Annotated in this window: 19 protein-coding genes; 10 read left to right on the top strand and 9 right to left on the bottom strand. The window is 69.0% G+C overall.

Going from position 1 to position 20878, the window contains the following annotated elements:
• Positions 1-2: 2 nt before the first annotated feature.
• Genes AB0E69_RS14130 through AB0E69_RS14140 form a run of 3 tightly spaced genes read left to right on the top strand, consistent with a single transcriptional unit; the run spans position 3 to position 2177 of the window.
• Positions 3-206, top strand: coding sequence for an acyl carrier protein (locus AB0E69_RS14130; RefSeq protein WP_360144176.1), 204 nt, complete (start codon positions 3-5; stop codon positions 204-206).
• Positions 203-1444, top strand: a complete 1242-nt coding sequence (locus tag AB0E69_RS14135; protein WP_360144179.1) for an AMP-binding protein — start codon at positions 203-205, stop codon at positions 1442-1444. The genes AB0E69_RS14130 and AB0E69_RS14135 overlap by 4 nt, the downstream gene beginning before the upstream one ends.
• A complete protein-coding gene (locus AB0E69_RS14140) occupies positions 1437-2177 on the top strand; it encodes an SDR family NAD(P)-dependent oxidoreductase (RefSeq protein WP_360144182.1) in 741 nt (246 codons plus the stop codon). The genes AB0E69_RS14135 and AB0E69_RS14140 overlap by 8 nt, the downstream gene beginning before the upstream one ends.
• Here the strand turns inward: AB0E69_RS14140 and AB0E69_RS14145 are convergent.
• Positions 2174-3568: an FAD-binding oxidoreductase gene (locus tag AB0E69_RS14145; protein ID WP_360144185.1), complete on the bottom strand. Its 1395-nt coding sequence runs from the start codon at positions 3566-3568 to the stop codon at positions 2174-2176. The genes AB0E69_RS14140 and AB0E69_RS14145 overlap by 4 nt on opposite strands.
• Before the next feature lie 138 nt (positions 3569-3706).
• On the opposite strand from AB0E69_RS14145, the gene rfbC reads away from it, so the two are divergent.
• Positions 3707-4231: a dTDP-4-dehydrorhamnose 3,5-epimerase gene (rfbC, locus tag AB0E69_RS14150; protein WP_360144188.1), complete on the top strand. Its 525-nt coding sequence runs from the start codon at positions 3707-3709 to the stop codon at positions 4229-4231.
• Here rfbC and AB0E69_RS14155 read toward each other — a convergent pair.
• Positions 4212-4820, bottom strand: a complete 609-nt coding sequence (locus AB0E69_RS14155) for a helix-turn-helix domain-containing protein (RefSeq protein ID WP_360144191.1) — start codon at positions 4818-4820, stop codon at positions 4212-4214. The genes rfbC and AB0E69_RS14155 overlap by 20 nt on opposite strands.
• 148 nt (positions 4821-4968) lie before the next feature.
• On the opposite strand from AB0E69_RS14155, the gene AB0E69_RS14160 reads away from it, so the two are divergent.
• A complete protein-coding gene (locus tag AB0E69_RS14160; RefSeq protein WP_360144194.1) occupies positions 4969-6447 on the top strand; it encodes an MFS transporter in 1479 nt (492 codons plus the stop codon).
• On the opposite strand, the gene AB0E69_RS14165 is transcribed toward AB0E69_RS14160, so the two are convergent.
• From AB0E69_RS14165 to AB0E69_RS14180, 4 genes are all read right to left on the bottom strand, one after another.
• Complete coding sequence (locus tag AB0E69_RS14165; RefSeq protein WP_360144197.1) at positions 6425-7393, bottom strand: GNAT family N-acetyltransferase; 969 nt, start codon at positions 7391-7393, stop codon at positions 6425-6427. The genes AB0E69_RS14160 and AB0E69_RS14165 overlap by 23 nt on opposite strands.
• Before the next feature lie 40 nt (positions 7394-7433).
• Positions 7434-8444, bottom strand: a complete 1011-nt coding sequence (locus tag AB0E69_RS14170) for an alpha/beta hydrolase-fold protein (RefSeq protein ID WP_360144200.1) — start codon at positions 8442-8444, stop codon at positions 7434-7436.
• Between the two features lie 37 nt (positions 8445-8481).
• Positions 8482-10167 carry an arginine--tRNA ligase gene (gene argS, locus AB0E69_RS14175; protein WP_360144203.1) on the bottom strand — a complete coding sequence of 562 codons (1686 nt, stop codon included), beginning with the start codon at positions 10165-10167 and terminating at the stop codon, positions 8482-8484.
• Positions 10168-10285: 118 nt separating this feature from the next.
• A complete protein-coding gene (locus AB0E69_RS14180; RefSeq protein ID WP_360144206.1) occupies positions 10286-12508 on the bottom strand; it encodes a CDP-glycerol glycerophosphotransferase family protein in 2223 nt (740 codons plus the stop codon).
• A gap of 24 nt (positions 12509-12532) precedes the next feature.
• On the opposite strand from AB0E69_RS14180, the gene AB0E69_RS14185 reads away from it, so the two are divergent.
• Complete coding sequence (locus AB0E69_RS14185) at positions 12533-13309, top strand: Fic family protein (RefSeq protein ID WP_360144209.1); 777 nt, start codon at positions 12533-12535, stop codon at positions 13307-13309.
• Positions 13310-13600: 291 nt separating this feature from the next.
• Here AB0E69_RS14185 and AB0E69_RS14190 read toward each other — a convergent pair whose 3' ends face one another.
• Positions 13601-14398: an HAD-IB family hydrolase gene (locus AB0E69_RS14190; RefSeq protein WP_360144212.1), complete on the bottom strand. Its 798-nt coding sequence runs from the start codon at positions 14396-14398 to the stop codon at positions 13601-13603.
• A gap of 424 nt (positions 14399-14822) precedes the next feature.
• On the opposite strand from AB0E69_RS14190, the gene AB0E69_RS14195 reads away from it, so the two are divergent.
• The gene (locus tag AB0E69_RS14195; RefSeq protein WP_360144215.1) at positions 14823-16496 is read left to right on the top strand and encodes a glycoside hydrolase family 18 protein; all 1674 of its coding nucleotides are present in this window, start codon (positions 14823-14825) and stop codon (positions 16494-16496) included.
• A 2-nt stretch (positions 16497-16498) separates the two neighbouring features.
• Complete coding sequence (locus AB0E69_RS14200; RefSeq protein WP_360144218.1) at positions 16499-17389, top strand: helix-turn-helix domain-containing protein; 891 nt, start codon at positions 16499-16501, stop codon at positions 17387-17389.
• Here AB0E69_RS14200 and AB0E69_RS14205 read toward each other — a convergent pair.
• Positions 17386-17835, bottom strand: a complete 450-nt coding sequence (locus tag AB0E69_RS14205) for a YbaK/EbsC family protein (protein ID WP_360144221.1) — start codon at positions 17833-17835, stop codon at positions 17386-17388. The two genes, AB0E69_RS14200 and AB0E69_RS14205, sit on opposite strands and share 4 nt — an antisense overlap.
• Positions 17832-19040, bottom strand: coding sequence for an MFS transporter (locus AB0E69_RS14210; protein ID WP_360144224.1), 1209 nt, complete (start codon positions 19038-19040; stop codon positions 17832-17834). The genes AB0E69_RS14205 and AB0E69_RS14210 overlap by 4 nt, the downstream gene beginning before the upstream one ends.
• A gap of 71 nt (positions 19041-19111) precedes the next feature.
• Here AB0E69_RS14210 and AB0E69_RS14215 point away from each other — a divergent pair, with 71 nt between their 5' ends.
• Together AB0E69_RS14215 and AB0E69_RS14220 are read left to right on the top strand one after the other, a co-directional pair.
• Positions 19112-19999 (top strand): LysR family transcriptional regulator, encoded by an 888-nt coding sequence (locus AB0E69_RS14215; protein WP_360144227.1) that lies wholly within the window; start codon positions 19112-19114, stop codon positions 19997-19999.
• 78 nt (positions 20000-20077) lie between these two features.
• Entirely contained in the window at positions 20078-20857 is a 780-nt protein-coding gene (locus tag AB0E69_RS14220; protein WP_360144230.1) for a hypothetical protein, read from the top strand.
• The last annotated feature ends 21 nt before the right edge of the window (positions 20858-20878 follow it).

The following is a 20878-nucleotide window of genomic DNA, read 5'->3' on the forward strand; positions in this document are numbered from 1 at the left end:
TGATGACGGCACAAGGGCGGTCGTTACCGCCTGACGACGCAGCGGACCTGCGAGAGATCGGCTTCCGGTCGCTGGACTTCTCCGAGCTGGCCCTCCGGGTGGAGGACGAGCTCGGCGACGAGCTGAACTTCGATGCCCCTGGGCTGCGCCGGATCGCGACGGTCGGCGACGTACTGGATTTCATCGATCAGCTCCAGTCGGCGTGAACGGCCGGCGCCGGACCACCGCGCTGATCGGCGACGACAACACCGTCGTCGTCGGCGGCAAGCGCCTGACCTGGCGGACCCTGCGCAAGCTCCCGCAGATCCCCTCGCCGGCCGCGGTCCTGGTCGACAACGGCGCCGACGCCCTGGCCGCGCTGCGCCATCACGCCGTACACGGGACCGAGCTGCTCGTGGCCACCGAGTCGCGCGTCGACGAGCGCATGCGCGAGGAGCTGGCCGAGTCCGGATTCGCGATAGTTCTGCCCGATGGGGAAATCACTCCGGCCAAGCTGAAGCGCGTCGAGGAGTCCGGCCGGGCCTGGCTGCTCACCTCCGGCTCGACCGGCCGCCCGAAGCGCATCGGCCACACGCTCGAGTCGTTGACGACGGTCACCACTGACCAACCGCCGCGGACCTGGCTGCTGCCGTACTCACCCGGCACCTACGCCTGGTGGCAGGTCGTCACGCTGTCGCTGACCCAGCCCGACCAAGGCCTGGTCGCGATCGAGCCGAGCGAGCTCGACGACTGGCCCGCCATCGCCACCGAGCACGGCGTCACGGCCGCGTCCGGTACGCCGACCTTCTGGCGGCAGGCCATCTACCGGGACGCGGACGCGCTCGCCGGCGTACCGCTGGAGCAGCTCACGCTCGGCGGCGAACCGGTCGACCAGGCGATCCTGGATCAGCTCCGCGAGGTCTTTCCGAAGGCACGGATCTCCTGGATCTACGCGTCGTCCGAGGTCGGCGCGTCGATCGTGGTGCACGACGGCAAGGCCGGCTTCCCGAAGTCCTGGCTGGACCGTGACCCCGATCCCGAGCGGCCGGTGCTGAGCGTCGAGAGCGACGAGCTGATCATCCGCTCCCCGCACCACGGCGCCGGCCTGGTCGGCGCCGTCCACACCGGTGACCGGGTCGAGTACGCCGGCGACCGCGTGCTGATCACCGGCCGCCTCGACTCCGACGAGATCAACGTCGGTGGCTCCAAGGTTTCGGCCGGCGTGGTCCGCAACGTGCTGATGGGTCATCCCGGGGTCTCGTGGGCGCGGGTGTTCGCGCGCAAGGCGCCGCTCGTCGGCCGGATGGTCGCGGCCGAGGTGGTACCGAACAAGTCGCTCGGCCCGATCACGGACGCCGATCTCGTCCAGTGGTGCACGAACCGGCTACCGGACTACGGCGTACCGCGGCGGATCAAGTTCCTCGACCAGATCCCGCAGAAAGAGACGTTGAAGAGCGATGTCTGACGTCGTACCGCCGGCCTCGGTCGTGCTGGTCTCGGGCGGGTCCCGCGGCCTCGGCCTGGCGATCGTCACCGACCTGCTCGCCGCCGGCGTGAAGGTCGCCGCGTTCGCGCGGACCGTCACGCCGGAGCTGACCGCGCTGGGTGAGAAGTATCCAGGTCAGCTGCACTACGGCTCGGTCGACATCAACGACGCCGCGGCCGGCCAGGCGTTCGTGAAGGAGGTCGAGGCGGCGCTCGGCCCGATCGATGCCTTGGTCAACAATGCGGCCATCGGGCAGGACGCGCTGCACGTCCACACCTCCGCCGATCACCTGGCCGAGATCATCCAGACCAATCTGACGGCACCGCTGATCCTGACTCGCTTCGTGCTCCGGCGGATGCTCGCCAAGGGACTGAAGGGCCGGATCGTCAACATCACCTCGATCTGCGCGCAACGCGGCTACCCCGGCCTGGTCGCGTACTCCGCCACCAAGGGCGGCATGGACGCGGCCACCCGCTCACTCGCCCGTGAGCTCGGCGGCCGCATCCTCGCCAACGCGGTCGCTCCCGGCTTCTTCGCCTCCGAGATGTCCGCCGTCCTCGGTCAGACCCAACTCGACCAGATCGTCCGCCGCACCCCCACCGGCCACCTGACCGAACCCCACGACGTCGTCCCGGTCGTCCGCATGCTCCTCCTCGACAACACCAACATCAACGGCCAGGTCCTCGTCATCGACGGAGCAGCCTCTATCTAAGCGGGTTTGATGTTCGCGTTCCGGTGGAAGATGTTGTCCGGGTCGTACGTCGTCTTGATCGCGGCCAGCCGGTCGTACTTCGGGCCGTACGACGCGCGCACCCGGTCGTCCACGTCGAGATCGCTGATCGCGTTGACGTACATGCCCTGCCCGCGGCTGACCGGGACCATCGCGTCCCAGAACGAGCGCACCCAGGCCCGGTCGTGCTCGAGCAGCTCCGGCACCGGGCAGACCGCGACGATGAAGCCCGCCCATCCCGGCGCCCGGCTGCCGCTGAAGGCGGTCGCATCGTCGGCGACCGCGGAGTACCCGTTGTCGAGTCGGTAGAAGAGCGCCACCGACCCTGGCGACTGCTTCAACGGCACCTGAGCGGTGATCACCTCGATCGCGTCGTCGGTGAACTCGTCGAGGTAGAAGCCCTTGTCGTAGGCGTGCATACCCCAGCCGTTCGCTTCGTCGAGCAGCTGCTGCAGAGCGACGTACGGCATCGGGCTCTCGAACTCGAACAGCGGCGGCAGCGTCGACCGGATCTCCGCCATCGTCCGCGCGTGCTCTTCGGCCGTCCCGAAGCCGACGACGATCAACGCGTACCCGGGCCGGAAGTGGTACTCCGCCGGCACGAACGGCGCCGGCGGCGCGTTCACCGCAGCCACCACGATGTTCAGCTCCTCGGGGAGCTTCGCCATCACCTCGCGAGCCATCCGCAGTACGTCGGTGCCCTGATCCAGCTCCCAGAACGCCAGGCCGAAGGAGACCATCGGAGCGACCTCGTGCAGCCGGAACTCGAACTCGGTCACCACGCCGAAGTTGCCGCCGCCACCGCGCACCGCCCAGAACAGGTCCGGGTTCTCGTCCTCGGCGGCCCGCCTGAGCTGCCCGTCGGCGGTGACGATCTGGACCGACTCGAGGTTGTCGATGCTGAGCCCGAACTTGCGGGTCAGCCAGCCCATCCCGCCGCCAAGCGTGAGCCCGCCGACACCGGTGTGGCTGACCATCCCGGCCGGCGTCGCCAGCCCGTGCTCCTGAGCCGCGGCGTCCAGCTTGGACAGCAGGGCGCCACCGCCCACGCGGGCGAGCTTGGCTGCCGGGTCGACCGTGACGTCGTCCATCAGGCTGAGATCGATCATCAGACCGTCGTCGACGGAACTCGAACCGCCCGGGTTGTGCGCGCCGCCACGGACCGCGATCTCCAGCCCGTGCGCCCGGGCGAAGAGCACCGCCCGGCTGACATCGGCGGCGCTCCGGCACCGCGCGATCACAGCCGGGCGCCGGTCGATCGCGGCGTTCCACAGCCGGCGAGCGTCGTCGTACTCGGTGTCGTCAGGACCGAGCACCGGTCCTTCGAAAGTGCGGCGTAGATCACCGATGCCGCTGTCGGCAAGCTGAGTCATGCTGAAGCCTCCCCTGAGATTCCCCTTGTTGCAGCATCGTGCCGGCGGAGACCGAAAGCAACCTCACGCGGTCTTACAGTCTGATTGCGGGGCAGCGGAGTCCTTTTCGGGCAGACCTTCGTGTCAGACTGCTCCGTCGTGAGGCTCGAGGAGACGAGAATCCGCGGCGTACGGCGGGTCGAACTGGATGTCCAGGGCAACGACGATGGCTGGTTCAAGGAGAACTTCCACCGGGCCAAACTGGCGGACCTGGGGATGGACGTGCTGCAGCACAACGTCGCGTACTTCGAGGAGCCCGCCATCACCCGCGGCATCCACGCCGAACCCTGGGACAAGTACCTCTCCCCAACCTCCGGCGCGGTCTTCGTAGCCGTCGTCGAGCTGCGGGCGGGCAGCGGGTTCGGCCAGGTGGAAACGTTCGAGCTCGGCCCGGCGCAGGCCCTCTACGTACCCCGCGGAGTCGGCAACTCTTTCTGTACCCTGACCGCCCACACGACCTACAACTTCCTCGTGAACGAGCACTGGACGCCGGAGCGCACCGCGGTCGACCTCTTCGACCCCGAGCTGGCGATCGACTGGCCGTTCCCCCGTCCGCGGCTGAAGATCACCGCGAAAGACGCGGCCAACCCGTCGCTGGACGAGGTCAGGAAGCAGCAGGCCTGAGCCCGCAGAGCACGATGTCGAGCAACCGCAGCGCCTGCTCGCGCTCGATGTCGCGACCCATGTTGATCCCACCGGTCAACCGCAGGATGTCCATCAGGTCGAGCTCGGCCCGGACCTCGCCGGCCGCCTTCGCCCGGTCCAGCAGCAGCTGGCCGGCCTCCTGCACGTGCATCTTGCAGCTGGCGAAGAACTCCGAATCCTTGCCCAGGGCAACAGTCAGCTCGCTGGCCAGGCTCTTCTTGGACAGCCCGTACTGGACGAAGCTGCGCAGCCACGCCGCCAGTGCCTCGAACGGCCCGAGCTCGCGCGCGAAGTCGTACGCCCGGTCGCAGACGGACTGGATCTCCTCCACGTAGACCGCCTCGAGCAGCGCGGTCCGGGTCGGGAACCGCCGGTACAGGGTGCCGATGCCGACACCGGCCCGGCGGGCGATCTCCTCGAGCGACGTGTCGGTCCCGCGCTCGGCGAAGGCCTCGCGGGCGGCTGTCACCAATCGGTCGTAGTTCCGGGCCGCGTCCGCCCGGCTCGGCCGCGCGCACGGCAGCGGAGGCGGCGCCGGAGTCGGTGCTGACGGTGATGTCTGCGTCATCTCGGCCTCCTCACGGTCCGTAGCGGGTGTGCCTCGCAAAGTCTCCCCACAATATCGCTTGCAAAACCGGAGGGACCCTCCGTATCGTATCCGGAGGAGCGCTCCGCTTTCCTCTCACCACTGTAGCCCCACTGGGGTAAGGAGCAATATGTCGGCAACATCCGCGGCGCCGGCCGGCGCCGACTCCGGTACGCCTGCCCGGCGCCCGGGTCTCATTCTGGCGGTCATCCTGATCGCGCAACTCATGGTCATCCTGGACGCGACCGTCGTGAACATCGCGATGCCGCACATCCGGGAGGCCCTGCACTTCAGTACTTCGAGCCTCTCCTGGGTTCAGAACGCCTACTCGCTCGCCTTCGGCGGGCTGCTGCTGCTCGGTGCCCGCGCCGGCGACCTGCTCGGCCGTCGCCGGGTGTTCGTCACCGGGATCAGCGTCTTCACCATCGCCTCGCTGCTCGGCGGCCTGGCGCCCAACGCCGAGCTGCTGCTGATCGCCCGGGTCCTGCAGGGCATCGGTGGTGCCATCGCGGCCCCGGCGGCGCTGACTCTGCTCATGCTCACGTACAGCGAAGGTCCGGAGCGGCTGAAGGCCCTCGGCTACTACAGCCTGGTCTCGTCCGGCGGCGGCAGCCTCGGCCTCGTGCTCGGCGGCATGCTGACGGACTGGGCGTCCTGGCGCTGGGGTCTGTTCATCAACGTCCCGATCGGTATCGCGCTGGTCTTCGCGGCCCGCCGGGTGCTGACCGAGACCGAGCCGGAGACCGGTCGCTTCGACATTGCCGGTGCGCTGACATCGACGCTCGGCATCACCTCGCTGGTCTACGGGTTCATCCGGGTCGCCGAGGTCGGCTGGTCGTCGGCCGAGGTGCTGGCCGCGTTCGCCGCCGGTGTCGTCCTGCTGGCCGCGTTCGTGCAGATCGAGCGGCGGGTCAGCCACCCGATCGTTCCGCTGCGGCTGTTCACCTCCGCGACGCGCGTGGCGTCGTACCTGACCATGCTGCTGGTGGTCGGCACGATGTTCGGGATGTTCTTCTTCCTGACGCAGTACCTGCAGGGTGTGCTCGCGCTCAGCCCGCTGGCCGCCGGTCTGGCCTTCCTGCCACTGACCGGGCTGCTGTTCGCGTCGTCGCGCGTCGTACCGCGGCTGATCCAGCGGATCGACGCCACCAAGCTGATGCTGTTCGGCGCGGTGCTGGTCACGCTGGGGACGATCTGGCTGACCCGGCTGGATGCCAGTGGCACCTATCTGGGCGACGTGGTCGGTCCGATGCTGCTGTTCGGTGCGGGTGCGGGCTCGATCTTCATCCCGCTGGTCGGCCGGGCCATCTCCGGGGTCGCGCCGGCGGACGCGGGCGCCGCGTCCGGCATGGTGAACGTGTTCCAGCAGGTCGGTGGAGCGCTCGGCCTGGGCATCCTGGTTACGCTCTTCGGTACTGCGAGCCGCAACTCGACCTCGCACTCACCACGGGAGGTCCTGGTCGACGGGGTACACGGAGCCTTCCTGGGCTCGCTGGTGTACGCCGTGCTGACCCTGGCGATGATCGTCTACACCGTGCGGCCGTGGAACTGGTTCCGCTCCGCGCCGGAGCCGGCGGTCGCCGAGGTCACAGCGGAAGCCGGTAGCTGATCGTCTTGGCGTGAACGGTGTAACCGAGGCGCTCGTACAGGCCGAGCGCACCAGTGGGGTTGTCGGCATCGACGCCGAGACCGGCCCGCTGGTAGCCGGCCTGTGCAGCCTCGGTCATCACCTTGGCCAGGACGGCCCGCGCCAGACCGCGACCGCGGTACTCGCGGCGCGTGCCGACCCCGCCGATGTACACCTCGCGCACTCCGGTCACCGCGGTGTCGGCGTCCCACTCGTAGCTGAGGACGTACGTCGCGATCGTCTCGCCGTCCAGCAGCAGGTACGAGACTGCCGGGCGGAACGTCCGTGACCCGGTGAACCAGATCCGCCACTCGTCGGGCTCCTTGGGGGTCGTCCCCCAGTGGTCCCGGAAGACCTCGTTGTGGGTCAGCCGCAGCGCCTCGTCGTACGACGGGTCGAAGCCGACCAGCCGCAGTCCGTCGGGCAGAGCGACCTCAGGCACCGGCTGGTCGAGCGGACGGCGCATGTCGAAGAAGTACCGCTGCTCGGTGAAGCCGAGCTTCTTCAGCATCCGGTCGGCGCCGACGTTGGTGCTGTTCGCACCGGTGCGGACCTCGCCCGGCGCGTCCGGGTGGTGCTCGGTGTGCAGCTCGCCGGCCCGCTGGATCAGCCAGTGCATCAGCGTCGTACCGAGGCCACGGCGGCGCCACTCCGGGTCGATGGCGCCCTCGGTCCGGACGCGGTCCACGTCGATGATCGTGGGGGACACCTCGGCCTTGCCGTACCCGATCATCCGGCCGTCGGCCCAGAGCGCGATCGTGTCGCGCGCCAGGTCGAGGCCCGGGTCCCCCAGCTCCTCGGCGAGGTCCTCAGAGCCATAGTTCTCGCCCGTCTGGTCCACTTTCTCCTTGGCGGCGATCAGCGCCGCCCACGCCTCGACGTCGCCCTTGCCGATCGGACGGACGTCGATCCCCTCTGGCCAACTCATGGTTCGAAAGTACGGCGTCTGCCCGGGCCGAGCACCCCAATTAGCTGCTCAGTTGCTCGCAGAGCCAGCGGACCGCCATCGGGTAGCGGTACTCGATGCCGCCGTGGGTGCCCTCGAAGAGCTCGAAGTGGATCTTCTCGTCGGCCAGGCCCACGCCCTGGGCCGCCCGGTGGAACGCGGTAGCGCCGAGGTCGAGGAAGTACTCGTCCTGCTTGCCCGCGTCGATCCACACGGCTCGCTGCGAGGCCAGCGCCTCGGCGTACTGCGGCTGCTTGACCATCTCCACCGGGTCCCAGGCCATCCACCGCGCCCACACGTCCGGGATGACGGCGCCGAGGTCGTCGAACGGGAGCAGCACGGTCCCGTCGGGCTCAGCGGAGTACGCCGACGCGTACCCGTAGATCTCCATCAGGTGCAGGTCCTCCATGGTGGTGCGACCAGCCCTGCCCGCGATCGACTCGAAGTACTTCGAGTAGTCCCCGTCGTACTTGTCCCGCAGCGTCCGGGCGCGCTCGGCGAACTCAGGTCGGTAGCAGACGTCGAAGAGCGCGTCACCGGCGTGCGTCGCCAGCGCCCCGAACACGTCCGGCCGGAGCAGCGGCGTCACCATGGCGGTGTAGCCACCGCTGGACTTGCCGGTGACGGCGCGGTGGTCGCGGTCGGCGATGGTCCGGTACTTCGCATCGACCCACGGGACGATCTCGTCGCACAGGTACGAGTGGTACTGCCCGGTGCCGGGGGAGTCGAGGCACTGGCTTCCGCCGTACCGCGTCCAGGAGTCGACGAACACGACGATCGCCCGCGGCACGCTCTCGTCCGCCGCGAACATCGCGTCCAGCAGCTCCGGGAACGGCTGCCGGAACGGCGGCCGGTTGAACCACATGCCGACGTGCCCGGTGTAGCCCATCGTCACGTAGATCGCCGGGTACCGCTGGTCGGACTCGTCGTACCCCGGCGGCAGGTAGACGATCACCGGCCGCTCGTGCGGGTCCCCCAGCGGGTTCCCCCGCAAGAGCTCACTCGTGTACGTCGAAGTCTCGAACCGCCCCACCAAGTCAGCCGACCACGGCAGCATCTGCACCCTCCGGTCACATCGCGTCTGGGGCCTCGATCCCTAGCAGGCCGAGTCCATCCTGCAACACCTTCCGGGTCGCGGCGCACAGAGCGATCCGGCTTGCTCTGGTCGCACCCTCGCTGCTCAGCACCGGGCAGCTCTCGTAGAACGCCGACAGGGCGGAAGCGACGTCGTACAGGTAGGTGCAGAGCCGGTGCGGCTGCAGCGTCTCGGCGACCTGCGCCACCGCGGTCGCGAAGCCGGTGAGGTGAAGGGCCAGCCGTTGCTCGGCCGGGTCCTTGAGCTCGCCGACCTCACCTGGCTCGGTACCTGCTTTGGAGAGCAGTCTGCTGAGCCGGGCGTGGGCGTACTGCAGGTACGGACCGGTGTTGCCGGTCATGGCGACCATGCGGTCCAGGTCGAACACGTAGTCGTTGCCCCGGTCGCTGGACAGGTCGGCGTACTTCACCGCACCGATGCCGACCGCCCGTGCGGTCGCCGCCCGGTCTATGCCCTCCCGGTCGGCCAGTAGCGCGTCCGCCCGAGCTACTGCACTCTCCAGCAGCTCAATGAGCTTTACCGTGCCGCCCTCTCTGGTTTTGAAGGGCTTGCCGTTCGGTCCGAGCACCGTGCCGAACGACACGTGCTCAGCAGGTACGTCAGCCGGCAGCCAGCCGGCCGCCCGCGCCAGAGTGAAGATCATGTCGAAGTGCAGCGCCTGCCGATGGTCGACGACGTACACGATCCGGCTGACGTGCAGCTCGCGTACCCGCCGCCGTACCGCGGCCAGATCGGTAGCGCTGTAGCCGAAGCCACCATCGGACTTCCGGACGATCACCGGCAGCGGACTGCCGTCGCGGCCGAGGTAGCCGGGGAGAAAAGCACACATGGCGCCGTCCGACTCGGTCAGCAGCCCCTTGCTCTCCAGCTCCTCGACGATGCGGGGCAGGTCGTCGTTGTAGGCGCTCTCGCCGACCACATCCGTCCGCTGCAGGTTCGACCCGAGCAAGGCGTACACCTGCTCGAAGTCGTCCAGCGACACGTCGACCATGTGCTGCCAGCTCGACCGCGTCTCTGGGTCGCCCGACTGCAGCTTCACCACCCGCAGTCTGGACGCGTCGGCGAAGACGCTGTCGGCGTCGAAGTGCTTCCGGCTCCGCTCATACAGCAGCTGCAACCCCTGCAGATCAAGGGATTCCGCAGCGAGGTCCTCGGCGAGCAGCTGCTCGATCATCATCCCGTACTGCGTGCCCCAGTCGCCGACGTGGTTCTGCCGGATCACGTCGTACCCGACGTACTGCAGCACGTTGCAGACCGCGTCACCGATCACCGTGGACCGCAGGTGGCCCACGTGCATCTGCTTCGCCACGTTGGGCTGCGAGTAGTCCACGACGACCCGCTGGCCGTTGCTGCTGAAGGACTCTGGTTCGTTGACTGCCTCCGCCAGGGTCTGTGGCAGCAGGGTGAGGTTGATGAAGCCCGGACCGGCGACCTCTGGTCTCTCGCAAAGGTCATCCAGGTGCACGGCAGTGACCAGGCGTGCAGCGACCTCCCGCGGCGGCAGGCCGAGCGCGTTGCCGATCCGCAACGCCAGATTGCTCTGGTAGTGGCCGAACTCGGGCCTGGTCGACGACCGCAGCTCCGGGTCGTACGCCGTACCGAAGGCGGCTTCGGCGGCAGCAGAAAGTCTGGTGGACAGGACAGGCAGGACTGCGGACATGACAGAGGTCCTTCAGGGAGACGCGACTGGAACAGGCAGGGGTGTTCAGACAGTGCGTCGTCGTCGCAGGCCGGAGCGCACGCGCAGGGCGTGGGTGCTCTCCGGGCTGATCGACATGTCAGCCATTATGCACGAAGTACGCCGACGGCGCGGGCGTCCGGTCCGCCAGCGGCACGATCGCCGGTACGTCGGTCTGCCCGCCGAACACCCGCCGTACCACGCGCTCTGCCGCCTGCCCGTCGTCGAACTCGCAGAACCGCTCCCGGTAGAGGTGCCGGTGCTTCGCCGCCTCCGGAGCTGCGAAGGCACCGCTGCGCAACGCCGTGAACAGCTCCTGGGCCGATCGCGCCACCACCCCGGGCGGGAACTCGGTGATGTCGAAGTACGTGCCCCGGCGGCCGTCGTAGAAGCCCTGGTCCTCGACGTGCAGCAGGATCGGGCGGTCCAGGTTCGCGTAGTCGAAGGTGATCGACGAGTAGTCCGAGATCAGCACGTCGGCGGCCAGCATCAGGTCCTCGACCCGCGGGTGCCGGGACACGTCGATCACCTTGCCGTCGTGCGCCTCCGGTGCCTTCGACAACGAGTAGTGCGTCCGGACCAGCACCCGCGCGTGGTCGCCGGCCGCGTTCGCCAGCCGGTCCAGGTCGAGCTGGATCCCGCTGCCGCCAAGGTCCATCAGCCCGGTCGGCAGCCGGACCGAGTCGATCCCGTCGCGGAACGTCGGCGCGTACAGGATCACCAGGTGCGAGTCGTCGAAGCCGAGCTCGGCCCGGATCGCGCGGACGTCGTCGAGGGTGGAGTTCAGCAGCCGGTCGTTGCGCGGGTAGCCGTACTCGAGCTCCTCGAAGTACGCCGGGTAGGTGCGCTCCCAGATCTCCGAGGAGTACCGGTTCGAGGACAGGTTGAAGTCCCACCGGTCGACCTGGCGCATCAGCTCCTCCAGGTCGAGGTCCTTCCCGGCCTGGGGGAAGTTGCGCAGGTCGGTACCCATCGTCTTGAGCGGCGTACCGTGCTGGGTCTGCAGGTGGATCTGGCCCTCGCGCTTCTCCAGGTCCTTCGGCCAGTTCATGTTGCTGACGAAGTAGCTCGCCCGGCTGACCAGCTTCTCGTACGCCGGGGAGTCGGCGACGACGTACTCGACCCCCTCCGGGATGACGCCCAGATAGTCGGCGTCGACGACCCACACGCCACGCAGGTGCGGCGCCAGCTCGGCCGCCTTCTCGTAGATCGCTCGCGGGTTGCAGGCGTACTGCTTGAACCAGTAGGCGGTGTACGCCACCAGGTTCTGGTCGAGCTTGCCGCGGCGGAGCAGCTTGCCGACGGTCTTCCGCGGGCTCGGGACCTGCAGCATCCGGGCGCTCAGCTTGAGCGTCGAGTACGTCGCGTAGTCGTCGTGGATGAGCAGCCAGCGTTTGAAGCCGCGCGCGGTCCGGTCCGCGGTGTACCCCTCCGGCTTCCACCGCTTCGCGAACGCGTGTGCGGCGTGGAAGAAGTCGGCCCGGTCGTCGGTGTCGATCCGCTCCGGCTTCGCGAGTACGGCCAGGATGTGGTCGAGCGACCGGTCGAACGCGAACCGGCGCCAGCCGGCCAGGTCCGGGTCGGACAGGATGAACGCGTGCACCCGGTCGTACTGGTCGAAGATGTCCCACTGCCGGCGGCCGCTGGTGGCGTGGATGTTGCCGCCGGTCCGGTGCTGGCGGTAGTGCACGACGACCCGGTCCAGGGTGGCGATCCGCTCGGCGGTGAGCATGGTCGAGTAGGTCCAGGGCGCGTCCTCGTAGAAGCCGGACGTGAAGGCGAACCCGTGCCGGGTGAGGAACTCGCGGCGGTACGCCTTGTTCCAGACCACCTCGAGGAAGGTCAGGAAGATCGGCCGCTCGGCCGCGGTGAACACGCCGGCACCCTCGCGCGCGAACGCGTCGTGCCGCCGGTTGCCGACCACCCGGCCGTCCCAGAAGATCCGCTCGTAGTCGAACAGCACGATGTCCGGCTGCCCGGCACCCTCGATCCGGGCGGCGATCGCCTCCAGCGAGCCCGGCAGATACAGGTCGTCGGCGTCGAGGAACAGCACGTACTCGCCCCGGCACTCCTTGAGGCCCGCGTTCCGGGCCAGACCGAGGCCGACGTTCTCCTCCAGGTGCAGCGCCCGCACCCGCGGGTCGGCGGCGGCGTACTCGTCCAGGATCTGTCCGGACCCGTCCGGCGCCGCGTCGTCCACCCCGATCACCTCGAAGTCGGTCAACGACTGCCCCAGCACCGAGTCCAGGCACGGCCGCAACCACGCCCGCGAGGCATGGCAGGAGACCACAATGCTGAACCTGGGGACGGTGCCGAGCGCCATGCCAAGTCATCCTAGGCTGCGGGCATGAGTGTTGACGTTTTCGAGCCGTTGGCAGGTCTGGAAGGGGTCGGTTCGGCGGCCCGGGCGGCGCGGGACGCGGTCGACGTACTGCTCCGGGACCGGGGGCTCCGGCGGGTGAGCGCGGACGCGACGGCCGAGGCGCTGCTCCGTGGCGCGCACGCCTCCGCCGCGCTGGCCGGCAGCCCGGCCACCCTGGACGAGGTACGGCGGGGTGCCGCCGACGGGCTCGCGTCCGGCGCGGTCCGGATGACCGGTGAGCTGATGGCGCTCGCTCCGCGCGTGGACACCGCGCCGGTGCAGGTATGGACCAGACTGCACCAGTTGGCCGCTCTCGATCTGGGGCCGTCGGCCGCGCTGGGCCATCTGAGGACGCTCGACGAACCGGTCCCGGACGACATCCCCGGACTTCCGCCGGCGCCGGCCGCGGACGAGATGTGGGAGCGGTTGAGCGCTCTCGCGCAGAACCTGACCCGCCCGACCAACGCCCCCGGCCTGGTGGTTGCAGCGATCGTGCACGCCGAACTGGCCATGCTGCGGCCGTTCCCGAGCGGCAACGGACTGGTTGCCCGAGCCGCCGAACGCTGCCTGTTGGTTGCCCGAGGCATCGATCAGGTCGGGGTCACGGTGCCGGAGGCTGGTCACTATGAGTTGCGAGGTTCGTACGCGTCGGGGCTTTCCGGCTACGCAGCGCAAGGTTTGACCGGAGTTCGTGACTGGTTGCTGCGGTCCTGCGAGGTGCTGACAAAAGGTGCCGAGCTCTCGCCACTGGTCTCGTCCTGAGCCGGCCGCCGGCCTCCTCCGGAAACTGCGAACGGCGTCCTCTGACGAGAACGCCGTTCACTGACACGCCATCCTGGTTACCATGCGTGCACCGGTTTGCCGCCACAGGCTAGGCCTGGGTCGCGCTGCCCGTTTGGGATGGGCTGGTCGCCGCGTGGGTGCCTGGTTGCCGTGCAATCTCTACCGGACCCGAAGGCCCTTTGTTGATTCCTTTGTACTCCTGAAACCCCTTTCTGGGAAGGGGAACCGGTGTCTTCATGGAGTTGAGAACAATGAAGCCAACTTCAGTTCTCAGCTGATCCGCGACCGCCGGCGCGACGCCAGCAGGAACGCTCCGGCGGCAACGGCCGCCACCAGGCCGGCGGCGACAGCAGGTCGCCGTACCCGATGGGAACGCGACAGCTCGGCCGGCTGGCGGAACTCGAGCACCGGCCAGCCGCGAAGGAGCGCGAGCCGGCGCAACGCCTTGTCCGGGTTGACCGCGTGCGGGTGGCCGACGACCGCGAGCATCGGCTCGTCGGTGATCGAGTCCGAGTAGCCGTAGGAGCTCGCGAGGTCGTAACCCTCGGTCTCCGCCAGCGCCCGGATCGCGGTCGCCTTGTGCGGACCGTACGCGTATTCGGCGATCTCGCCGGTGTACTTGCCATCGGCAACCACCATCCGGGTGGCGATCACCTTGTCGGCGCCGAGCATGGCGCCGATCGGCTCGACCACCTCGGCGCCGGACGAGGACACGATCACCACGTCCCGGCCGGCCGCGTGGTGCTGCTCGACCAGCGCGATGGCCTCCTGGTGGATCATCGGCCGGACGATGTGCTCCAGGGTGTCGGCGACGATCGCCTGCACGGTCGCGACGTCCCAGCCGGTGCACATCGCCGAGATGTACTCGCGCATCCGCTCCATCTGGTCGTGGTCGGCGCCGCCGAGCAGGTAGACGAACTGGGCGTACGCGCTGCGCAGGACGGTCCGGCGGTTGATCAGTCCACCGGCGTAGAACGGCCGCGAGAACGCGAGCGTGCTGGAGCGGGCGATCAGGGTCTTGTCGAGATCGAAGAAGGCGGCCGATCGTGCCGTCCCAGGGTGCGCCATGGGGTCGAGGATAGGCAGTCGGGAGAAACGCCGGGGGACCCGGGCTTTTGTGTGGGCCGGTATCCCGTTAGACTGTTGAGCAGTGTGACAGTGACACTGGCTGGAAGCGCCTGATCGGCGGGACCGGCACCCGGGTGACACGGTTTCAGTCGAAATCGAACTGAGATGTGTGAAACCTGGACTCGGGGGGTACATACCCCCTGACAGTGGCAGACTGTCGCCTCCTGAACGGCCCCCGGCTCCTCCCCCCGAGCCCGTGGCCGAAGACGGCCCCCGGTCACCCCCCCGCCGGGGGCCGTCGCCTTTCCTCCTCCAGGTCTCCTGTGTAAAGAGCTGTACATATCTCACTTTTTCGCCGCGTGAGAGCGCTTTCTCTTTATGTAGGGTCTTGACAATGTAATTGTGCAGTCACACTTTGTAAGGCATGAAACCGCCTGCACGCCGCCCCCAGGCAGCGGTCGTCATCAGCCTGATCGCGCTCTTCATGGCCGTCCTGGCCCCCGGTGCCGCCTCGGCAGCCACCAACCTCGTGACGAACCCCGGCTTCGAGACCGGTTCGACGTCCGGCTGGTCCTGCGCGGCCGGCGCCGTCACGACCTCCGCCCCGCACTCCGGCTCCTACGCGCTCCAGTCGACGCCGAGCAACAGTGACATCGGTCGCTGTTCCCAGTCGATAGCGGTCCAGCCCAATACGGCGTACACGCTGTCCGCCTGGGTCAAGGGATCGAACGTCTACCTCGGTGTGGACGGCGGTGCGAGCACCTGGACCACCGGTTCCGGCTGGAGTCAGCTGACCGTGCCGTTCACCTCCACCGGCTCCTCGGTGACGATCTACGTCCACGGCTGGTACGCGCTCCCGGCGTTCCAGGTGGACGACGTCGTACTGGACGGTCCCGGCGGTGCTCAGGACACCACGCCACCGTCGACGCCCGGCGGACTGACGGTCGGCAGCCCCACGTCGAGCTCGCTGCAGCTCAACTGGTCGGCCGCGTCCGACGCGAACGGCATAGACCACTACGACGTCGTCCGCGGTACGTCGGCCGCGCAGAGCGTCGGCAACGTCACCAACTGGACCGCGACCGGCCTCAGCCCGAGCACGACATACTCCTTCAAGGTCCGGGCCTGCGACCCGAGCGGCAACTGCTCGCCGTACGGCGCAACCGTCTCGGGGACCACCTCGAGCGGACCGACGGACCCGCCGCCCGGACCGCTGCCGAAGCACGTGCTGACCGGGTACTGGCAGAACTTCAACAACGGCGCGACCGTCCAGCGCATCTCCGACGTGCAGCCGGCGTACGACGTGATCGCCGTGGCGTTCGCCGACGCGGACGCGTCCCGGCAGGGCGCGATCACCTTCAACCTGGACAGCGCCGGGCTCGGCGGCTACACGGTCGCCCAGTTCAAGGCGGACATCGCGGCCAAGAAGGCGGCCGGCAAGCACGTCATCCTGTCCGTCGGCGGCCAGAACGGCACGATCTCGGTGACCAACTCCACAGCCGCGGCCAACTTCGCGTCCAGCGCGCTCTCGGTATTGCGGGAGTACGGCTTCGACGGGATCGACATCGACCTGGAGAACGGCGTCAGTGCGCAGTACATGGGCTCGGCGCTGCGTAGCCTGCAGAGCTCGTTCGGCAGCGGGCTGATCATCACGATGGCGCCGCAGACGATCGACATGCAGGCCACGTCGTTCGAGTACTTCAAGCTGGCGCTGGCCATCAAGGACATCCTGACCATCGTCAACGTGCAGTACTACAACTCCGGCTCGATGAACGGCTGCGACGGCCAGGTGTACTCGCAGGGCACGGTCGACTTCATCACCGCCCAGGCCTGCATCATGCTGCAGAACGGTCTGCGGCCGGACCAGGTTGGCCTGGGCCTGCCTGCCTCGTCCAGGGCCGCCGGTAGCGGGTACGTCTCGCCGACGGTGGTCAACAACGCGCTCGACTGCCTGACCAAGGGCACAGGGTGTGGCAGCTTCAAGCCGAGCACCACCTGGCCCACGCTGCGCGGGGCGATGACCTGGTCGACCAACTGGGACGCGCTGAACGGCAGTCAGTTCGCGAGCCAGGTCGGCGGCCACGTCCACTCGCTGCCCTGATCATGCACAGTTATCGACCGGCTCCGGTGCTGGAGGCGCTCGGTGTCTGCTCGGAGGACGAGCAGCTCTACCGGGCGCTTCTGGCCCGCCCGGAGTCCACAGCTACTGACCTGTCCGTCTTGGTGGCCTGGCCGTCCACCAAGGTCGGGCGGCATCTCCGGTCGCTGCTGTCCCTCGGCCTCGCTTCCCGTACTCCGGGCCGGCCGGCACGCTACGTGCCGGCCGTGCCGGAGGCGGCCGTGGAGCTCCTGGCGCTGCGGAAGCAGGCTGCCATCGCGGAGGCTCGCGTTGGCGCCTCGGTCCTGTCGGCCGAGTTCCGTCAGCCGGACGCGTTTACCGTGGTCCGCGGGGCCGAGGCGATCACGCAGCGCTTCTACCAGGCACAGCAATGCGCTCAGGACGAGGTGCTGGTCCTCAACCTGCTACCGATCGGGCCACGCCGGGTGCCGAGCCGAACGATCTACGACATGGCGACGCTGTCAGCACCTGGCGACCTGGTGGCTGCCCAGTCGGCCGGCTGCCGGATACTCCGCGACGTACCGCTGAAGCTGCTCGTCGTGGATCGTCGTACTGCGCTGCTGCCGACGGCACCGGATGTCGTCGTCGAGCTCGGCCCGTCGAGTCTCCTGGACGCGTTGCTGCGGCTCTTCGACCTGCTCTGGCAGCAGTCCGTCCCGCTGACGGGTCCGATCGCCGACGGCCCGTTGACGCTCGAGGACCGGCAGTTGCTGTCGCTGGCCGCTGCCGGTCTGACCGACCAAGCCATCGCTCGTCGACTAGGAGTCGCCCAACGCACAGTGGAACGCCGGATGCAGCGCATCCTGAAGGCACTGGACGCCACGACCCGCTTCCAGGCCGGCCTCCGAGCCGGCCAGCGCGGGCTGCTTGTCTAGTCGGTCACGTCCGCCACGGTCGCGTTGAGGGCCTTGGTGAGTGCTTGGGCGTCGACCGTGATGCCGACGCCGTGGTCTCCGCCGCCGATGGAGATCGTGCCGGTGATCCGCTCGTCCGCGATCACCGGCCAGGCGTGTGTGCTGCCGAGCGGGGTGATCGTGCCGCGGACGTAGCCGGTCATGTCGAACGCGGTGTCCTTGTCCGGCATCGAGATCCGGTTCACCCCGAGCAACGCCCGCAGCTTCGGCCAGGCGATCTCCCGGTCGCCCGGCACGAGCACGAAGCGGTAGTCGTCGTCGGCCAGCCGCACCACGATCGTCTTGATCAGCCGGGCCGGCTCGATCCCGCGCGCGGCGGCCGCCTCCTCCAGCGAGTTCACCCGGCCATGCTTGGTCACCTCGTAGGTGAGTCCGAGCTGGTCGGCAGCATCAGTCGCTCTGGTCACCTCGCCAGTCTCGCATTCGTCTGCTTGAGCAGCAGGGAAAGGATCAGGCTGACCACGAACAGCACCCCGGCCTCCAGCGCGACCCCGGTCCAGCCGCCGTGGCTCCACGCCGTACCCGCGAGTCCGCCGAAGACGGACGAGCCGAGGTAGAAGGAGAAGAGGTACATGCTGGACGCCTGGCCCGTGCCGACGCCGCTCGCGTGCGCTCTGGCCGGCACCCAGCCGCTGGCGACGCCGTGGACCGCGAAGAAGCCCGCGGTCATGACAGCCAGGCCCAGGACGATCAGCGGCAGCGGGGCGGCCAGGGTGATGGCAACACCGGCCAGCGTGATCAGGCAGCCGACCGGGACCACTGCGCGGCGCCCGTAGCGATCGGCCAGCGTCCCGGCGGTCGCGGAGCCCACCGAGCCGAGCAGGTAGACACAGAAGACCAGCCCGGCCGCACCGGCACTCAGATGGTAGGGGTCGCCGGACAGGCGGAAGACTGCTCCGTTGTAGATGGCGACGAACGCGCCTACTGCGGTAGCTGCGATGCCGTAGAGGGCCAGCAGTGCCGGGTCGCGAAACACATGGAGCAGGTGGCTGGGCCTGCTCGGGCTTGGTCGGAAGTTCCGCGACGCGGGGAGCAGCAGCCAGACGACCGCGGCGCACACGATGCCCACCGCGGCGATCCCGCCGGTCGCGAACCGCCAGCCTCCGACGTCGGCAAGGCCGCCGGCCACGAGGCGGCCCGCCATCCCGCCAACCGCCGTACCTGCGATGTAGAGCCCGCTGGCACGAGCGTGGCTGTGCTGATGGACCTCTTCTCTCAGGTAGGCCATCGCGACGGCGGGCAGACCGGCCATGGCGACGCCTTGGAGACCTCTCAGTGCCAGCAGCGCGTGCCAGGTCGGGGCGAAGGCGCTGAGCAGAGCGAAGACGGAGGTTGCCGCGACCGACCAGCGCATCAGGTTGGTCCGGCCGATCACCTCGGACGCCGGACCGGCAACCAGGAGCGCCAGCCCGAGTCCGAACGTGGCGAAGGAGACGCTGAAGGCGCTCTGGCTGGGGGAGACGTGGAACGCGTCGACCAGCTCCGGCAGCAGCGGCTGGGTGCTGTAGAGCAGCGCGAAGGTGGCCAGCCCGGCCGCGAAGAGCGCGATCGAGAGCCTGCGGTACTGCGGATCGCCGGGAAGGTACCCCGGCTGGAGCGCGCTCTGGTGCATGTCTTCGACGGTCGCACGGTTCGGGTGATACGTAAAATGTCGATCTCAGCGGTAATCGATACGCTTCTGGTATGCATGTTGACGATCTGCGCTGGTTCGCCGTACTCGCGGAGACCGAGCACCTGACCGAGGCAGCCGCCGCGCTGGGGACGAGCCAGCCGAACCTGTCGCGGTCGCTGCGCCGGGTGGAGCGAGCGTTCGGCGTACCCCTGTTCGAGCGGGAGCACCGGGGCTTGCGGCTGAACCCCTACGGGCGGCTCGTGTTGGAGGCGGCGCGGGTTGCAACCGCCTCGGTGGACACCGCAGCGCGCCGAATCGGCGCGCTGGTCGACCCGGAGTCGGGGACCGTGCGGCTGGCATTTCTGCACTCGGTCGCGACCAGTCTGATGCCGGACCTGATCAAGGCCTTCCGTGCGGTCGCACCGCGGATCAGCTTCGAGCTGCGGCAGGAGGCGGCGCACGACATCGTCCAGGACCTGGAGACCGGCGAGGCGGAGATTGCGATCGTCGCGCCGCGGCCGGACCCTGCGCGGTTCGGCTGGCACCTGCTCGAGCGGCAGCGGCTCTGCCTGCACGTGCCGCCGGGGCACCCTCTCGCCTCCCGCCGTCGCGTCGAGCTCGAAGCGGCCGCGAACGAGCCGTTCGTCGGGCTGCAGCCGGGGTTCGGCTTCCGGCGGGTGACCGACGAGCTCTGCCGGGCCGCGGGCATCACGCCGGACCTGGCGTTCGAAGCGACCGACCTGGCGACGATCGACAGCCTGGTCGGTGCCGGTCTGGGCGTCGCGATCCTGCCGTCCGGCGCGGTCCGTGGGACCGACAGCGGGACCGTCTCCATCCCGCTGTCCGGCGTCCAGGCCCGGCGGGAGATCGGGCTGGCCTGGCGGCTGCAGGCGCAGCTGACACCGGCCGCCGAGCGGTTCCGGACCTTCGTCGGATCGCGTGCGGTCACCGTGTCGTGATCAGAGTTTCGTAGCGAACGTCTGGAATCGCCGGTGTCGACTTGCCAGCAGGGCCCTTTCCACCGCACTCTTTCCTCCGTGAGGAAGCGTCTCAGTTCGATCCGGCCGAGCCGCCGGCTGCTGTTCGCAGCTGGGACCGCGGCGGCTGCGTCGACGGTCGCTGCTTCGGCCACCACCGCGGATGCGGTGCCTGCCGTGCCCGCCGCAGCCGGAGGCGCGCTGGTCTCGCTCGGCAACTACGGGTCGGGCGTGCTCGGCGCCTGGGAGAGCCAGGCCCGCGCCATCTCCAACGAGGCGCAGATCCGCCGGACCCGCGAGACGGACGGCGTGTTCATGTTCGGCGACAGCATCGGCGTGCAGGACGGACCGCCGCTGGCCAGGGCGCTGGCCAAGCTCGGCATCAGCGTCGCCGTCCACAACTGGGCCGGTCGGCCGGTGACCCCCGCGGTCGACGCGCTGGACACCTGGGCCCAGGACTACGGCCTGCCGCACCGGATCCTGATGTCGGTCGGCTCCAACGACATCTTCACTCCGCCGGCCGTCGCCGCGCAGGTCGACCGGACCATGCAGATCGTCGGCACCGAGCGGACGGTCTACTGGGTGAACGTGCAGGCGGCCCGCCGCGCGCACGGCCCCGAGGTGCAGGTCGCGGACCAGCGCAACAGCGCCTGGATCAACCTGCAGCTCGCCGAGGCGCAGCGCCGGTACGACAACCTCCGGATCGTGCACTGGGCCGAGCACCTGGCCTCGAAGCCGAACCGGCTGGCCCGCTACCTCCGCGACGGCCTGCACCCGTCGGTCCCGCTCGGGCAGAACGCCCGCAACGGCCTGATCATCGACGCGATCAAGGCCGGCTAGGTTTTGGTGAGGGGGCACGGC

Origin of the sequence: Kribbella sp. NPDC026611 (assembly GCF_040638345.1) — a bacterium.
In the GTDB taxonomy this organism is placed as follows: domain Bacteria; phylum Actinomycetota; class Actinomycetes; order Propionibacteriales; family Kribbellaceae; genus Kribbella.

Bases quoted from the DNA above. Each gene is read 5' to 3' on its own strand.
- AB0E69_RS14130 (WP_360144176.1), top strand. From the start codon at position 3: ATGACGGCACAAGGGCGGTCGTTACCGCCTGACGACGCAGCGGACCTG.
- AB0E69_RS14140 (WP_360144182.1), top strand. From the start codon at position 1,437: ATGTCTGACGTCGTACCGCCGGCCTCGGTCGTGCTGGTCTCGGGCGGG.
- AB0E69_RS14145 (WP_360144185.1), bottom strand. From the start codon at position 3,568: ATGACTCAGCTTGCCGACAGCGGCATCGGTGATCTACGCCGCACTTTC.
- AB0E69_RS14155 (WP_360144191.1), bottom strand. From the start codon at position 4,820: ATGACGCAGACATCACCGTCAGCACCGACTCCGGCGCCGCCTCCGCTG.
- AB0E69_RS14160 (WP_360144194.1), top strand. From the start codon at position 4,969: ATGTCGGCAACATCCGCGGCGCCGGCCGGCGCCGACTCCGGTACGCCT.
- AB0E69_RS14165 (WP_360144197.1), bottom strand. From the start codon at position 7,393: ATGAGTTGGCCAGAGGGGATCGACGTCCGTCCGATCGGCAAGGGCGAC.
- argS (WP_360144203.1), bottom strand. From the start codon at position 10,167: ATGTCCGCAGTCCTGCCTGTCCTGTCCACCAGACTTTCTGCTGCCGCC.
- AB0E69_RS14180 (WP_360144206.1), bottom strand. From the start codon at position 12,508: ATGGCGCTCGGCACCGTCCCCAGGTTCAGCATTGTGGTCTCCTGCCAT.
- AB0E69_RS14185 (WP_360144209.1), top strand. From the start codon at position 12,533: ATGAGTGTTGACGTTTTCGAGCCGTTGGCAGGTCTGGAAGGGGTCGGT.
- AB0E69_RS14190 (WP_360144212.1), bottom strand. From the start codon at position 14,398: ATGGCGCACCCTGGGACGGCACGATCGGCCGCCTTCTTCGATCTCGAC.
- AB0E69_RS14195 (WP_360144215.1), top strand. From the start codon at position 14,823: ATGAAACCGCCTGCACGCCGCCCCCAGGCAGCGGTCGTCATCAGCCTG.
- AB0E69_RS14200 (WP_360144218.1), top strand. From the start codon at position 16,499: ATGCACAGTTATCGACCGGCTCCGGTGCTGGAGGCGCTCGGTGTCTGC.
- AB0E69_RS14210 (WP_360144224.1), bottom strand. From the start codon at position 19,040: ATGCACCAGAGCGCGCTCCAGCCGGGGTACCTTCCCGGCGATCCGCAG.
- AB0E69_RS14215 (WP_360144227.1), top strand. From the start codon at position 19,112: ATGCATGTTGACGATCTGCGCTGGTTCGCCGTACTCGCGGAGACCGAG.